The 14,420-nt window shown below is 52.4% G+C and carries 12 protein-coding genes; 6 read left to right on the forward strand and 6 right to left on the reverse strand.

The window, feature by feature from the left end:
* The 4 genes from gyrB to dnaA form a co-directional block, all read right to left on the reverse strand.
* Window positions 1-2,415 (reverse strand): DNA topoisomerase (ATP-hydrolyzing) subunit B, encoded by a 2,415-nt coding sequence (gene gyrB / locus EVX52_RS14330; RefSeq protein WP_129954084.1) that lies wholly within the window; start codon window positions 2,413-2,415, stop codon window positions 1-3.
* A 19-nt stretch (window positions 2,416-2,434) separates the two neighbouring features.
* Window positions 2,435-3,523 carry a DNA replication/repair protein RecF gene (gene recF, locus EVX52_RS14335; RefSeq protein WP_129954086.1) on the reverse strand — a complete coding sequence of 363 codons (1,089 nt, stop codon included), beginning with the start codon at window positions 3,521-3,523 and terminating at the stop codon, window positions 2,435-2,437.
* Between the two features lie 131 nt (window positions 3,524-3,654).
* Entirely contained in the window at window positions 3,655-4,755 is a 1,101-nt protein-coding gene (gene dnaN / locus EVX52_RS14340; protein WP_129954088.1) for a DNA polymerase III subunit beta, read from the reverse strand.
* Between the two features lie 4 nt (window positions 4,756-4,759).
* Entirely contained in the window at window positions 4,760-6,151 is a 1,392-nt protein-coding gene (dnaA, locus tag EVX52_RS14345; RefSeq protein ID WP_129954089.1) for a chromosomal replication initiator protein DnaA, read from the reverse strand.
* Window positions 6,152-6,836: 685 nt separating this feature from the next.
* On the opposite strand from dnaA, the gene rpmH reads away from it, so the two are divergent.
* The 5 genes from rpmH (at window position 6,837) to mnmE (ending at window position 10,687) form a co-directional block, all read left to right on the forward strand.
* Window positions 6,837-6,977, forward strand: coding sequence for a 50S ribosomal protein L34 (rpmH, locus tag EVX52_RS14355; RefSeq protein WP_009637487.1), 141 nt, complete (start codon window positions 6,837-6,839; stop codon window positions 6,975-6,977).
* Window positions 6,978-6,995: 18 nt separating this feature from the next.
* Complete coding sequence (gene rnpA, locus EVX52_RS14360; protein ID WP_071823635.1) at window positions 6,996-7,355, forward strand: ribonuclease P protein component; 360 nt, start codon at window positions 6,996-6,998, stop codon at window positions 7,353-7,355.
* Window positions 7,319-7,576: a membrane protein insertion efficiency factor YidD gene (gene yidD / locus EVX52_RS14365; protein WP_095924029.1), complete on the forward strand. Its 258-nt coding sequence runs from the start codon at window positions 7,319-7,321 to the stop codon at window positions 7,574-7,576. The genes rnpA and yidD overlap by 37 nt, the downstream gene beginning before the upstream one ends.
* Before the next feature lie 2 nt (window positions 7,577-7,578).
* The gene (yidC, locus tag EVX52_RS14370) at window positions 7,579-9,213 is read left to right on the forward strand and encodes a membrane protein insertase YidC (protein WP_129954093.1); all 1,635 of its coding nucleotides are present in this window, start codon (window positions 7,579-7,581) and stop codon (window positions 9,211-9,213) included.
* A gap of 109 nt (window positions 9,214-9,322) precedes the next feature.
* Window positions 9,323-10,687 (forward strand): tRNA uridine-5-carboxymethylaminomethyl(34) synthesis GTPase MnmE, encoded by a 1,365-nt coding sequence (gene mnmE, locus EVX52_RS14375; protein ID WP_129954095.1) that lies wholly within the window; start codon window positions 9,323-9,325, stop codon window positions 10,685-10,687.
* Window positions 10,688-10,754: 67 nt separating this feature from the next.
* Here mnmE and EVX52_RS14380 read toward each other — a convergent pair whose 3' ends face one another.
* Complete coding sequence (locus tag EVX52_RS14380) at window positions 10,755-11,354, reverse strand: short chain dehydrogenase (protein ID WP_129991547.1); 600 nt, start codon at window positions 11,352-11,354, stop codon at window positions 10,755-10,757.
* A gap of 100 nt (window positions 11,355-11,454) precedes the next feature.
* Here EVX52_RS14380 and EVX52_RS14385 point away from each other — a divergent pair, with 100 nt between their 5' ends.
* Window positions 11,455-12,342, forward strand: coding sequence for a LysR substrate-binding domain-containing protein (locus EVX52_RS14385; RefSeq protein ID WP_129991548.1), 888 nt, complete (start codon window positions 11,455-11,457; stop codon window positions 12,340-12,342).
* A gap of 74 nt (window positions 12,343-12,416) precedes the next feature.
* On the opposite strand, the gene EVX52_RS14390 is transcribed toward EVX52_RS14385, so the two are convergent.
* A complete protein-coding gene (locus tag EVX52_RS14390; protein ID WP_129991549.1) occupies window positions 12,417-14,312 on the reverse strand; it encodes a methyl-accepting chemotaxis protein in 1,896 nt (631 codons plus the stop codon).
* Between the last annotated feature and the right edge of the window lie 108 nt (window positions 14,313-14,420).

Below are 14,420 nucleotides of genomic sequence, written 5' to 3' on the forward strand. Positions count from 1 at the left end.
TCAGATATCAATATTGGCCGCTTTCAGGGCGTTCTCTTCGATAAAGGCGCGACGCGGTTCAACCGCATCGCCCATCAGCGTGGTGAACAACTGGTCAGCCGCGATGGCATCTTTCACCGTCACACGTAACATGCGACGTTGCTCAGGATCCATGGTGGTTTCCCACAGCTGATCAGGGTTCATCTCGCCCAGACCTTTGTATCGCTGAATCGACAGGCCACGACGGGACTCTTTCACCAGCCATTCCAGGGCCTGCTCGAAGCTGGTCACTGGCTGACGGCGTTCGCCACGTTCGATGAAGGCATCTTCTTCGATCAGGCCGCGAAGCTGTTCGCCCAGTGCACAGATTTTGCGGTATTCGCCGCCCTGGATGAAGTCAGCATCCAGATCGTAATCCGTATCGACACCGTGCGTACGGATACGCAGAACCGGTTCGAACAGCTGATGTTCGCGGTTTTCACGCACGATCGCGCTGTAAGAACTGCCGTGCTGCTCTTTCTCATTGAGACGCGCGACCAGCGATTCCATCCAGGCCTGAACTTTCGCCTGATCAGTCAGATCAGACCCCGGCAGCGTTGGCTGATAGATCAGGTTATTCAGCAGAGCACGCGGATAACGACGTTCCATACGGCCAATCATTTTCTGCACGCTGTGATGTTCAGCCACCAGTTTCTCCAGCGGTTCACCCGCCAGGGCCGGTGCATGGGCGTTGGCATGTAACGTTGCCCCGTCCATCGCGATGGAAATCTGATACTGATCCATGGCTTCGTCATCTTTAATATACTGTTCCTGCTTACCTTTTTTCACTTTGTACAACGGCGGTTGTGCGATAAACACATGGCCACGTTCTACAATTTCAGGCATCTGACGGTAGAAGAAAGTCAGCAGCAGAGTACGGATGTGTGAACCATCGACGTCGGCATCGGTCATGATGATGATGCTGTGATAGCGCAGTTTGTCCGGATTGTATTCGTCACGACCAATGCCGCAACCGAGCGCAGTAATCAGTGTCGCGACTTCCTGCGAAGAGAGCATTTTGTCGAAGCGCGCTTTCTCTACGTTGAGGATTTTACCTTTCAACGGCAGAATCGCCTGGTTCTTACGGTTACGGCCTTGTTTTGCAGAGCCGCCCGCAGAGTCCCCTTCCACTAAGTACAGTTCGGAATGAGCCGGGTCACGTTCCTGACAATCCGCCAGTTTGCCTGGCAAGCCAGCCAGATCCAGCGCGCCTTTACGGCGGGTCATTTCACGCGCTTTGCGGGCCGCTTCACGGGCGCGCGCCGCATCAATGATTTTACCGACAACGATTTTGGCGTCTGACGGGTTTTCCATCAGGTAATCCACCAGCTTTTCGTTCATCAGCGTTTCAACAGCCGTTTTCACTTCTGAAGAAACCAGTTTGTCTTTGGTCTGTGAAGAGAACTTAGGATCAGGCACCTTAACAGAAACAACAGCAATCAGGCCTTCACGGGCATCGTCACCGGTGGCACTGATTTTGGATTTCTTGCTGTAACCTTCTTTATCCATGTAGGCGTTCAGGGTACGGGTCATCGCCGAACGGAAACCGGCTAAGTGAGTCCCGCCATCACGCTGTGGAATATTGTTGGTGAAGCAGTAAATGTTTTCCTGGAAACCGTCATTCCACTGCAATGCAATCTCAACACCAATATCGTCCTTCACCGTAGAGAAATAGAATACGGTCGGGTGGATTGGGGTTTTGTTCTTGTTCAGGTATTCCACGAAGGCTTTGATACCGCCCTCATAATGGAAATGATCATTCTTACCATCACGTTTATCCAGCAAACGGATTGCCACACCGGAGTTCAGGAATGACAGTTCACGCAGGCGTTTTGCCAGGATGTCATACTCGAATTCAGTGTGATTCGTGAAGGTCTGGAAACTCGGCCAGAAACGTACCGTGGTACCGGTTACGTCAGTATCGCCAATGACTTTCAGCGGATCCTGAGGCTCGCCATGCACATAAGTCTGGGTGTGCACTTTGCCTTCACGGCGGATAACCAGTTCCAGTTTTTCTGACAAGGCGTTAACGACGGAAACACCCACGCCATGCAGGCCGCCGGAGACTTTATACGAGTTATCGTCGAATTTACCGCCAGCATGAAGCACGGTCATGATGACCTGAGCAGCAGAAACGCCCTCTTCTTCATGAATGCCGGTCGGAATACCACGACCATCATCCTGTACGGAAACAGAGTTATCCGCATGGATCGTGACCTGAATCTCTTTACAGTGGCCCGCGAGGGCTTCGTCGATAGCGTTGTCCACAACCTCGAATACCATGTGGTGCAGACCAGTGCCGTCATCGGTATCGCCGATATACATGCCGGGGCGCTTACGCACCGCGTCCAGCCCTTTTAATACCTTGATACTTGAGGAGTCATAAGAATTCGACATCAACGTTTCTCGCTCATTTTTAGTCCTGTGATAGAACGGCTATTTTACCTTGTTCCACGCGGAACATCTTGCCCTTTTCACCCATCATATCGGTCACTTGCTCAGCGCTTATCGCACTGACAAAAACCTGTGCCCGGGTGGCTTTCAGGCGATCGGCCAGCAACCGACGTCGGTCGGCGTCCAGCTCGGAGGCAAAATCGTCAAGAAGATACAGGCAACGCCGCCCGCTCTGTCGGGTGAGGAACTCACCCTGCGCCAGTCTCAGCGCACACATCAGTAATTTCAGCTGCCCGCGGGACAGTAAATCTTCCACCGGCGTGCCGTCGGCACGAATGCGGAAATCCGCTTTATGCGGGCCTGATGCGGTATAGGTTAAGGCTCTGTCGCGTTCAAAATTACGCTCCAGCAACTCGCCGTACTCAGTTTCCTTGTCCCATCCACGCTGGAAAGAAAAACTGAGGGCAAATTCAGGCAGGAATTGCGCGCAGGTCGCGCTGATATCAGCTGCGATCGCGTCGCTGTAAGCCGCCCGCCATTCGCTAATGCGTTCGGCTAACGGGATCAGTTCCTGATCCCAGGCACGAATTTGCGCATAACGACTCACCTGTCGCAGCGCGGCGTTGCGCTGCTTGAGTAACCGTCGCAGGTTGCTCCAGGCGATAAAAAAACCGGGGTCGTGATGAAAACAACCCCAGTCAATAAACGCCCGCCGGTACTTCGGCCCGCCATTAAGCAGGGTGAAGCCTTCGGGTGTGATAAGTTGCATGGGCAGCATCTGGGCCAGTTCCGACACTTTGTGGCCGTCACTGCCATCAATGCGCACTTTACTGTCGCCCTGACGACTTTTGCTCAGGCCAATCGACAATTCGCGATCACCACCGTCATCCACACGCGCATGGAGCACAAACTCCGGCTGCTCGTGACGGATAACACGTCCTGCCTGCAAACTGCGAAAAGCGCGGCCATGCCCCAGCGTATATACCGCTTCGAGCACACTGGTTTTACCGCTGCCATTGGGACCAACCAGAAAGTTAAAACCGGACGACGGATCCAAATCCGCCGCCTCGATGTTGCGGAAATCTTTTATCAGTAAGCGCGTTAAGGCCATCTACATCCATTCCAGGGCGTCATCGTCGCTGTCAGTTTGCGTGCGGACAGCGCACAGCAAGCGGAGCGTACTCAGGTACGTGAGCATTGCGAGCACTGCCCAAGCGCAAAATGACAAGTAAGACAGCCCGATCAGAGCCTCATTGGCATGACGACGTAGGCGGCCGACTGGCTCGCAGCGTCTTCGATCTGCACGCTGGAGACAGAGTCCGTCAGCAGCAGATTCACATCTTCGCACTTGAGGGCGTTGAGCACATCCAGTACGTAACTGACGTTGAAACCGATTTCCATTTCGGTGCCTTCATAGCCGACATCCAGAATTTCTTCTGCTTCTTCCTGTTCCGGGTTATTCGCGGTGATTTTCAGCTGGTTATGGCTGACATACAAACGCACGCCACGGAATTTTTCATTAGAAAGAATCGCTGCGCGGGCAAACGCCTGTTTCAGTAAATCACAGCCGGCTTGCAGCGTTTTGTCCGGATTCTTCGGCAATACGCGGCGATAATCCGGGAAGCGACCGTCAACCAGCTTAGAGGTAAAGATAAAATCGCCAACGTGAGCACGGATATTATTGCTGCCGATTTGCAGCTGCAATGTGGTGTCACCGCCGTCAAGCAGACGCACCAGTTCCATCACGCCTTTACGAGGCACGATCACCGAATGCGACGGCAGGGACTGGCCGATTGACATAGAACACACCGCCAGACGGTGACCGTCGGTCGCAACAGTACGCAGCTCTTCACCTTCGGTTTCAAACAGCATGCCGTTTAAATAATAACGAACGTCCTGATGTGCCATGGAGAACTGCGTGGCTTCGATCAGGCGTTTCAGCGTAGCCTGCGGCAGGGTGAATTCTACTTCGCTTTGCCAGTCATCCAGATTTGGGAAATCTGTGGCTGGCAGAGTCGACAGCGAGAAACGGCTGCGGCCTGATTTTACCAGCATGCGATCGCCGTCGAGAGCGACGGAAATTTCCGCGCCTTCCGGCAATCCACGGCAAATATCAAAGAATTTACGTGCCGGCACCGTGGTGGCGCCCGCTTCATGTGGCTGAGACAGCGCGACTTTCGCCACCATCTCCATTTCCAAATCCGTCCCGGTCAGCGACAGCGCGCCATCCGTTACCTGTAATAACAGGTTACCCAGAATAGGCAACGTTGGTCGTCCACCCAGCGGGCTACTGACCTGTTGCAGTGGTTTCAGCAAATGCTCACGTTCAACAATAAATTTCATAGCGCTAGGAAGATAATGTTCTGATTAAGTTGGAGAAATCTTCTTTGATGTCGTGACTTTCTTCACGCAACTGCTCGATTTTACGGCAGGCGTGCAACACCGTGGTATGGTCCCGACCACCGAACGCATCGCCGATTTCTGGCAGGCTGTGGTTGGTCAGCTCTTTCGCCAGCGCCATCGCCATCTGGCGTGGGCGGGCTACCGAACGGGAACGCCGTTTGGAAAGCAGGTCAGCGACCTTGATTTTATAATATTCGGCCACTGTTTTCTGAATATTATCGATAGTGACCAGCTTCTCCTGAAGCGCTAACAAATCGCGCAACGCTTCACGAACGAAGTCGATAGTGATCGCACGGCCGGTAAAGTTGGCGTTGGCAATCACGCGATTCAGTGCGCCTTCAAGCTCACGCACATTAGAGCGCAGACGTTTAGCAATAAAGAAGGCGACTTCACCCGGCAGCCGGATATCGTTCTCGTCCGCCTTTTTCATCAGGATCGCCACGCGGGTCTCTAATTCCGGCGGCTCGATCGCCACCGTCAGTCCCCAGCCGAAACGCGATTTCAGACGATCTTCAACCCCGTTGATCTCTTTCGGATAACGATCCGAGGTCAGGATGATCTGCTGATTGCCTTCCAGCAGGGCATTAAAGGTGTGGAAAAACTCTTCCTGAGAACGTTCTTTATTAGCAAAGAACTGAATGTCATCGATGAGCAACGCATCGACAGAACGGTAGTACCGTTTGAACTCTTCGATGGCGTTGTTTTGCAGGGCTTTGACCATGTCCTGTACAAAACGCTCGGAATGCATGTACACCACTTTAGCATTGGCTTTACGCGCCATGATGCCGTTACCGACCGCATGCAATAAGTGGGTTTTACCCAGACCGGTGCCACCATAAAGGAAGAGCGGGTTGTACGCGCCTCCCGGATTATCTGCCACCTGACGCGCCGCCGCGCGGGCCAGCTGGTTAGATTTACCTTCTACGAAGTTATCAAAGGTATGTTTCGGGTTGACGTTAGAACGATAGGACAGCTCGGGCTGAGCCGGTGAGCTATCCCAGCTTGGACGGGAAGGTGCCAGACGCGGAATGGCAGGCGCAGCCTGGGAACTGACACTGGCGGCGACAGGCTGACTGACACGCTGGATCACCGGCTTGCTGCCGACTTCAAAACGCAGCAACGGTGCATCCGGGCCACAGAAATCATTAAGCAAACCGTTAATATTGTTTAGGTATTTGTCACGAACCCAATCCAGGACAAAACGATTCGGGGCATACAGCGCCAACGTATTGTCGTTGAGTTCCGCCTGCAGGGGGCGTATCCACATACTGAATTCTGTGGCAGGTAGTTCATCCTGCAAACGGGCAAGACATTGCTGCCAAAGCGAAAGTGACACGGCGGACTCCACTCGAACAAGTATCAAAAAAGAAAAGGATCAGGATGTTTTTTAAATCATGATTTTTGGCACACGTTCCGCCCGTCAATGGGGGAAATTTCTCTTACCACCCTGTCAGTGGCGTAAAGTCACGTGCGAACCGCTTTTTGCGATTTTTGTCGAAAGCATCCCAGCCGGGATCGCGATCGGAATGGCGGATCATAACGCAATCCGGCACAGAGATCCTCCCCTTCCTGACAGTTTAGATCCTTTTTATCCACAGGCAGCAATCGGCAAGTGGGTAAGCTTAGCCGATCCTTTTTAAATTAGGCGATGTAATCATCACTCTGCTGAAAAAATAGGAGTCCGCTGAGCTAAATTTCAACACTCTGCGAGGAAGATCTCACGCCTGTGGATAAGGATCAGCCGAGGATCCTTGCGATTTATGGCAGAGTCCGTATAATCCTCAGCCCTACGTGTGAAGCCTGTGTTCCTGATGGTCATAACCAGATGGATATTGCGGTGTGACCACGGGCAATTCTGGTAAACACTTGAACCATTTCTGGCAATGTAAATTGACTCAGGACTGTACAGTTATTACAATCCCGCTTCTTTATATGTTGCGACAAAGGCACCGGTCGTTTTTTCGCCGAAATGTCTTCGCGTTTACTGATCAGTAATAATTTAAGTTTAGGTAGAAATCGCCATGAAACGCACTTTCCAACCGTCCGTATTGAAGCGCAACCGTAGCCACGGCTTCCGTGCTCGTATGGCCACCAAAAATGGTCGTCAGGTTCTGGCTCGCCGTCGTGCGAAAGGCCGTACCCGTCTGTCAGCTTCTAAGTAATAAAAGCTAACCTATTTAGTGGTTAAGCTCGCTTTTCCCAGGGAGTTACGTTTGTTAACTCCCCGTCATTTCACTTTCGTCTTCCAGCAGCCACAACGGGCTGGCACGCCGCAAATCACGATACTCGGCCGCCTGAACGAGCTGGGGCATCCCCGCATCGGTCTCACCGTCGCAAAAAAACACGTCAAACGCGCACATGAACGCAATCGGATCAAACGCCTCACCCGCGAAAGTTTCCGCTTGAATCAGCATACGCTGCCGTCGATGGATTTTGTGGTAGTAGCCAAAAAGGGTGTCGCCGATTTAGATAATCGCGCGCTGACGGAAGCGTTGGAGAAATTATGGCGTCGACATTGCCGACAGGCTCCCGCATCCTGATAAAGCTGATACGTGGTTATCAGTTATTCATCAGTCCGTTGCTCGGGCCACATTGCCGCTTTCGACCAACCTGCTCTCAATACGGTATTGAAGCAATTGGTCGTTTTGGCATGTTAAAAGGCAGTTGGTTGACTTTGAAACGCGTATTAAAATGCCATCCTTTGAACCCAGGTGGTGATGACCCCGTACCGCCGAAAACCGACAATAACAGAGAACACTAACGATGGATTCGCAACGCAATCTTTTCCTCATCGCTCTGCTGTTCGTGTCTTTCATGATCTGGCAGGCATGGCAAACGGACCACGCTCCGCAACCGGCCAACCAGACCACGCAACAGACTGCGAACACTGCAAACGGTGATGCTGCTAATCAGGCTGTTCCTGATAGCGGACAGGGCAAATTAATTACAGTTAACAGTGATGTGCTGTCATTAACGATCAACACCCGTGGTGGCGACATTGAGCAGGCTCTGCTGAAGGCTTACCCGACGTCTTTGGGTTCTGACCAGCCTTTCCAGTTATTAGAAACGACTCCTAATTTCCTCTATCAGGCACAAAGTGGCCTGACAGGCAAAAACGGTCCAGACAATCCGGCTAACGGCGAACGCCCTCTGTTCCAGGCGAGCTCCGATACCTTCACGATGGCTGAAGGTCAGTCTGAACTGCGCATTCCGATGACTTACACGGCGGCAAACGGTGCAATTTATACCAAAACCTTCGTGATCAAACGTGGCTCTTACGCGGTAAACGTTGAATACAATATCAACAACACCACGGCAACCCCGCTTGACCTGACTATGTTCGGTCAGCTGAAACAAACCACCGAATTGCCTAAGCACCGTGATACCGGCAGTAATAACTTTGCCCTTCACACTTTCCGCGGCGCGGCATATTCCTCAAGCGATGACAAATATCAGAAGTATGCGTTCGATAAGAGCGATGCACTGAATGTCACGACTCAGGGCGGTTGGGTTGCAATGTTGCAGCAGTACTTTGCAACGGCGTGGATCCCATCAGCGAAAGACACCAACACTTTCTTCACGACCACCAATAACGGTATTTCAACGATTGGCTTTAAAGGCACACCGTTTACCGTTGCACCGGGCGCACAGCAACAAGTTGCTTCGATCCTGTGGGTTGGCCCGGAAATTCAGGACAAGATGGCTGCAATCGCGCCACACCTTGACCTGACGGTTGACTACGGTTGGTTGTGGTTCATCTCTCAGCCACTGTTCAAGCTGTTGAAATTCATTCAAGGGTTTGTCGGTAACTGGGGCTTCTCGATCATCGTTATCACCTTTATTGTCCGCGGTATCATGTATCCCCTGACCCGCGCACAGTACACGTCGATGGCGAAAATGCGTATGTTGCAGCCTAAACTGGCCGCCATGCGTGAGCGTATCGGGGATGACAAACAGCGCATGAGTCAGGAAATGATGGCGCTGTATAAGTCCGAGAAAGTGAACCCGCTGGGGGGCTGTCTGCCGCTGGTTATTCAGATGCCAATCTTCCTGGCACTGTATTACATGCTGTCTGGTTCCATTGAATTGCGTCATGCGCCATTCATCCTGTGGATCCATGACCTGTCAGCACAAGACCCGTACTACATTCTGCCGGTTCTGATGGGTATCACGATGTTCTTCATCCAGAAGATGTCGCCGACCACCGTAACCGACCCGATGCAGCAGAAGATCATGACCTTCATGCCGGTCATCTTCACCGTGTTCTTCCTGTGGTTCCCGTCCGGTCTGGTGGTGTACTACATCGTCAGTAACCTGGTAACCATTCTCCAGCAACAGCTGATTTATCGCGGGCTGGAAAAACGTGGCCTGCACAGCCGCGACAAGAAAAAGTCATAAGTGAAAGTCAGGACGGGTTTCGTCCTGACAGCTAAACTTGATGATAAAAAACAAAGGCGATCATTTGATCGCCTTTTGCATATCCGTAAAAAGACCAAAAGAGATGAATATGAGCACCTCAGATACCATCATTGCCCAGGCAACGCCCCCCGGCCGCGGTGGTGTAGGCATTTTACGCGTTTCCGGCCGCGCGGCGCGTGATGTGGCACAGGCTGTCTTAGGCAAACTGCCCAAGCCGCGTTATGCCGATTATCTGCCGTTTCAGGATGCCGATGGCAGTACGCTGGATCAGGGCATCGCGCTGTGGTTCCCCGGCCCGAATTCCTTTACCGGTGAAGACGTACTTGAGCTGCAAGGTCACGGCGGGCCGGTGATCCTGGATTTGCTGCTTAAACGCATCATTGCGCTTGAAAATGTACGTATTGCGCGTCCGGGCGAATTCTCTGAACGTGCATTCCTCAATGATAAACTCGATCTGGCGCAGGCTGAGGCCATTGCTGACCTGATTGATGCCAGTTCTGAGCAGGCGGCACGTTCAGCCGTTAATTCATTACAGGGCGCTTTCTCGAACCGTATTCATCATTTGGTGGAAGCACTCACTCACCTGCGGATCTTTGTCGAAGCGGCTATTGACTTCCCCGACGAGGAAATCGACTTCCTGTCTGACGGCAAAATCGAAGCCAAACTCAATACGGTGATGGGCGATCTTGATGCGGTGCGTGCTGAAGCGCGTCAGGGCAGTCTGCTGCGTGAAGGAATGAAAGTGGTGATTGCCGGGCGTCCGAATGCCGGGAAATCCAGCCTGCTGAATGCACTGGCAGGTCGTGAAGCCGCGATCGTGACCGATATTGCCGGCACCACCCGTGACGTTTTACGCGAACACATTCACTTAGACGGCATGCCTTTGCATATTATCGACACCGCCGGGTTGCGCGAAGCCAGCGACGAAGTTGAGCGTATCGGTATCGAACGTGCATGGAATGAGATCGAACAAGCTGATTTGGTACTGTTTATGGTCGACGGCACCACAACGGCCGCCACGGAACCTGCACAAATCTGGCCTGAATTTATGGCCCGCCTTCCAGCCTCTTTGCCTATCGTGGTTGTGCGTAATAAAGCCGATATCACTGGCGAAGCGCTGGGGCAGACACAAGTGAATGGTCACTCACTTATTCGCCTTTCCGCCCGTACCGGTGACGGCGTTGACCTGCTGCGCGATCATCTGAAACAGGTCATGGGCTTTAATCACAATATGGAAGGTGGATTCCTTGCCCGTCGCCGTCACTTACAGGCGCTGGAACAGGCTGCACAGCATCTGGTTCAGGGTAAAGATCAGCTGCTTGGTGCATGGGCGGGGGAATTACTGGCAGAAGAACTGCGTCTGGCACAGCAATCGCTGAGTGAAATCACCGGTGAATTTACATCCGATGATTTGCTGGGCCGTATTTTCTCCAGTTTCTGCATCGGCAAATAATCTGTCATGCGCAATAAAAACCCGCATTTTAACATGCGGGTTTTTATTGGCTTCAGAACGTCGGGCCTTACCAGACTTTATAAATCCGCCCGTTCTGTGCACCTTCCACACTGCGGCGGTACGCTTTTGCCACACGTGCTGCTGGGGCCGCTTCAAAGCCAGGGAAGAACGGGCCATAGCCTGTAAGGGATTCTTCTACCACTGTCGGGCTGACGGCATTAATACGCATCCCGCGTGGTAACTCAATCGATGCACCACGTACAAAGCCCTCGACTGCCGCATTCACCGTGGTGGCGTTGGCCCCCTGACGGATGGGCTCATCAGCAATAATCCCGCTGGTCAGCGTGATGGAACCACCATCATTGAGAAATGCCTGACCGATCAGCGCAATGCGTACCTGCCCGAGCAGTTTATCCTGTAAACCAATATTGAATTGTTCTGCAGTCATTTCTGTCAGCGGGCCGAAGTGCAGGCTCCCTGTGGTTGTGATAATCGCATCAAGTTTACCCGTACGTTGGAAAAGCGTTTTTACGCTGTTTTCGTCGGTGATATCTACCTGAAAATCCCCCTGTGTTTTACCTGCCGTGATCACCTCATGATCACCGGCAAACTCACGCACTACGGCTTTACCCAATGTACCCGTCCCGCCAATCACTAAAATTTTCATCACAGACTCCTCAATAATGTTTGTGGGTTCATCTTTCACCAAACTGAGGGTTAGATATAGACTCGAATTATTCGTTCTGTTCTAACTCAGGGTTTGTAATATGGATAAGCTGCGGAATATCGAAGTCTTTGTCAGCGTAGTAGAAACCGGAAATTTCAGCACCGCGGCAGAAAAACTGGGGATCTCCGCAGTGATGGTTGGCAAGCACATTCAGCAGTTAGAAAAGTATCTGAATGCCCGCCTGTTGCAACGCACCACCCGCAGGCAAAGCCTGACCGATGCCGGTGAAGTATTTTATGAGAATGGAAAACGGGTGCTGGAACAGATGAAATTTACGGAAAGCGCGATGGAAAGCCTGCAAAGCGTACCGACCGGGCTGCTGCGGGTCAGCGCGCCGGTGTCACTCGGCTCCAGCGTGGTAGCGCCGATGCTGGCCCGTTATCTGCAAAAACACCCTAAAATTAATGTGGAGCTGATACTTAGCAATGCCCGGGTGGATTTGCTCGCAGAGGGTTTTGACGCGGCGATTCGCATTGGCGAAACAGGTGATGACCGGCTGGTCGCGAAGCCGCTGGCCCCCTATGAAATGGTGATCTGTGCTTCTCCGGAATATTTGCAGCGTTTTGGTATGCCCGCTTCGCCTGAGGATTTGAAAACGCACCCGTGTCTGGTGCATACCGTCTGGAATCAGAGCGAAGGCTGGCATCTGGCGAATGCAGAGCACACCACGTCAGCGTGGCCTGTCCATAGCCGTTATGTATCAAACGACGGCCATGCATTACGCGCCGCTGCGCTGGAAGGCGCCGGTTTGCTGTTGCAGCCCAAAGTTCTTCTGGCCAGTGATATTGCCAGCGGAAAACTGATCCCTGTGCTTGAGGCTTTTATCCCGAAGCCACGTCCGGTACATCTGGTGTATCTGCCCGATTTCAGACCACGCGCCAAACTCACCAGCCTGATTAATTTTATGACTGAACACACCTTTTACTGAGGCACTGTTCAAAATAAAAAACGGTGAGTGATCGCTCACTCACCGCCTGATTTAACTTTCTGTAGCAAACGTGATCAGAGCTTAAAGCCTGCAACCACGGTCTCCAGCTGAACGGTCTGATCCTGCATCGCCTGTGCGGCAGCCGAAACCTGCTCAACCAGCGCGGCATTCTGCTGCGTCGCATTATCCAGCTGAGTGATCGCGACGTTAACCTGCTCAATGCCGAGACTTTGTTCCTGACTGGAAGACATGATTTCGTTCATCAGTGTCGCAACATTATTTACGCCGCCCATGACTTCATCCATCGTCGTCCCGGCGGTCGCCACCAGTTCGCTGCCGGTGGAGATATCTGCCACCGAATCCTCGATCAGTTTTTTGATTTCACGCGCCGAAGTGGCCGACCGCTGTGCCAGACTGCGTACCTCGGATGCCACAACGGCGAAGCCACGCCCCTGTTCACCGGCACGCGCCGCTTCAACCGCCGCATTCAGCGCCAGAATGTTAGTCTGGAAAGCGATGCCGTCGATCACGCTGATGATATCGACGATTTTATGAGAAGAACGGGTGATCGAACCCATGGTCTCAACCACTTGTTTCACCACCTCCGAGCCCTTCTCAGCAACAGCAGAGGCATCACGCGCCAGCTGGTTAGCCCCTTCCGCATTGGCAGCGTTCTGTTTCACGGTGCTGGTCAGTTGTTCCATTGAGGCTGCCGTTTCGACAATCGAACTGGCCTGCTCTTCGGTTCGTGCAGACAAGTCCAGGTTACCACTGGCAATCTGACGCGAGGCCGAGGTGATCGCCAGACTACTGTCGCCGACCTGACGCAGAATCGACTGCAGGAAAGACAGGAAGCCGTTGAAATTCTGGTTGATCTGATTGAACTCAGGGCTTCGGCTTTCCGGCAAACGACGGGTTAAGTCGGCACCGCCAGCGGAAAGCTGGGCGATATTTCTATTCAGTGCTGCCAGCTGGCGCATGAAAATTTTAATTGCGGCGATCAGAACGATCAGTAACAACAAGACCATCGGGATTTGAACCAGTCCGAGGCTCGCCAGAATGCTGTGGCTGCGCGCCAGTAACTGGCTGGTCGGCATATCGGTGGCGATAAACCAGGGTCCCTGAATGTTACTCATGAATAGGGTGTGCGACGTGCCGTCATTGTCGTAGTCAGCGATCAGACTCGCCTGTCCGTTGATCTGATCCAGACTTTTGCGGATCTGCATCGCCAGTGGAGAAGTCTCACCCAGTGAAGCCAGTTTCGGCAATTTTTCATCGGTAGAATGGCTGGTACCGACGATCGTGCCGTCTTTTTCCACGATATAAATTTTCGCATGAACCTTTTTTTCCATCTCCGTCACCAGTTGGTTAAAGAAACCCAGTGTGACGTCAATGGTTGCGACACCCCATTGTTTATCGCCTTTGTAAATCGGCATCGCACAGTTAGTCCGCGGCTGCGTGCTGGCGTCATCGAAATAAGCAGGCGCCCAGACACACTGGCCCTTTTCACCTTTTGAAGCCGCCAGATACCACGACTGATCGAAATAGTTGGGAGATTCAGCGCTGTTCCAGAAGGTATTGACCGTCAGCTGATTATTATTATTACGGGCAAAGAAAGTGCTGAATTTGATTTTGGCCGGATCGCGTTGATTCGGCAGTGGCCAGATCCCGCCGCCAAATACCGCAACGTCACCGTACTGATCAACCAGTGCCGGAAGTAAACGATCGATACTGTCGCTGTCCATTTGTGCGACAGTCTGGGTAATGGTCCGTACCTGAGACTCAACTTTATTCAAGCGGTCATTAATTGCCACCGCAACGTCATCCACCTGATTAGCCACCAGATTACTTTCTGTCTGCTTCAGCTGGGGAGCGATATACACCTGGATCACGATAAGCGTAACGATGACCAGCGCAATAAAAAACAAGCTGATCAATGCGATAAAGCGGGATTGCGTTGTTTTTAACATTTTTGGGCACTCACAGGCAAAGCAGCGAGATCGCTGCTTAATTAGTAACGGCATTTTCTGACGTTTCTTTATGTTGCTATAGTAGATATATCTGGCGTGAGAAGGGTA

The organism is Rahnella sp. CFA14(1/10) (assembly GCF_004195095.1).
Lineage (GTDB): Bacteria > Pseudomonadota > Gammaproteobacteria > Enterobacterales > Enterobacteriaceae > Rahnella > Rahnella perminowiae.

Coding starts and splice junctions, on each gene's coding strand:
- EVX52_RS14385 (WP_129991548.1), top strand. CDS start 11,455: ATGGATAAGCTGCGGAATATCGAAGTCTTTGTCAGCGTAGTAGAAACC.
- EVX52_RS14390 (WP_129991549.1), bottom strand. CDS start 14,312: ATGTTAAAAACAACGCAATCCCGCTTTATCGCATTGATCAGCTTGTTT.
- recF (WP_129954086.1), bottom strand. CDS start 3,523: ATGGCCTTAACGCGCTTACTGATAAAAGATTTCCGCAACATCGAGGCG.
- dnaN (WP_129954088.1), bottom strand. CDS start 4,755: ATGAAATTTATTGTTGAACGTGAGCATTTGCTGAAACCACTGCAACAG.
- rpmH (WP_009637487.1), top strand. CDS start 6,837: ATGAAACGCACTTTCCAACCGTCCGTATTGAAGCGCAACCGTAGCCAC.
- yidD (WP_095924029.1), top strand. CDS start 7,319: ATGGCGTCGACATTGCCGACAGGCTCCCGCATCCTGATAAAGCTGATA.
- EVX52_RS14380 (WP_129991547.1), bottom strand. CDS start 11,354: ATGAAAATTTTAGTGATTGGCGGGACGGGTACATTGGGTAAAGCCGTA.
- mnmE (WP_129954095.1), top strand. CDS start 9,323: ATGAGCACCTCAGATACCATCATTGCCCAGGCAACGCCCCCCGGCCGC.
- gyrB (WP_129954084.1), bottom strand. CDS start 2,415: ATGTCGAATTCTTATGACTCCTCAAGTATCAAGGTATTAAAAGGGCTG.
- yidC (WP_129954093.1), top strand. CDS start 7,579: ATGGATTCGCAACGCAATCTTTTCCTCATCGCTCTGCTGTTCGTGTCT.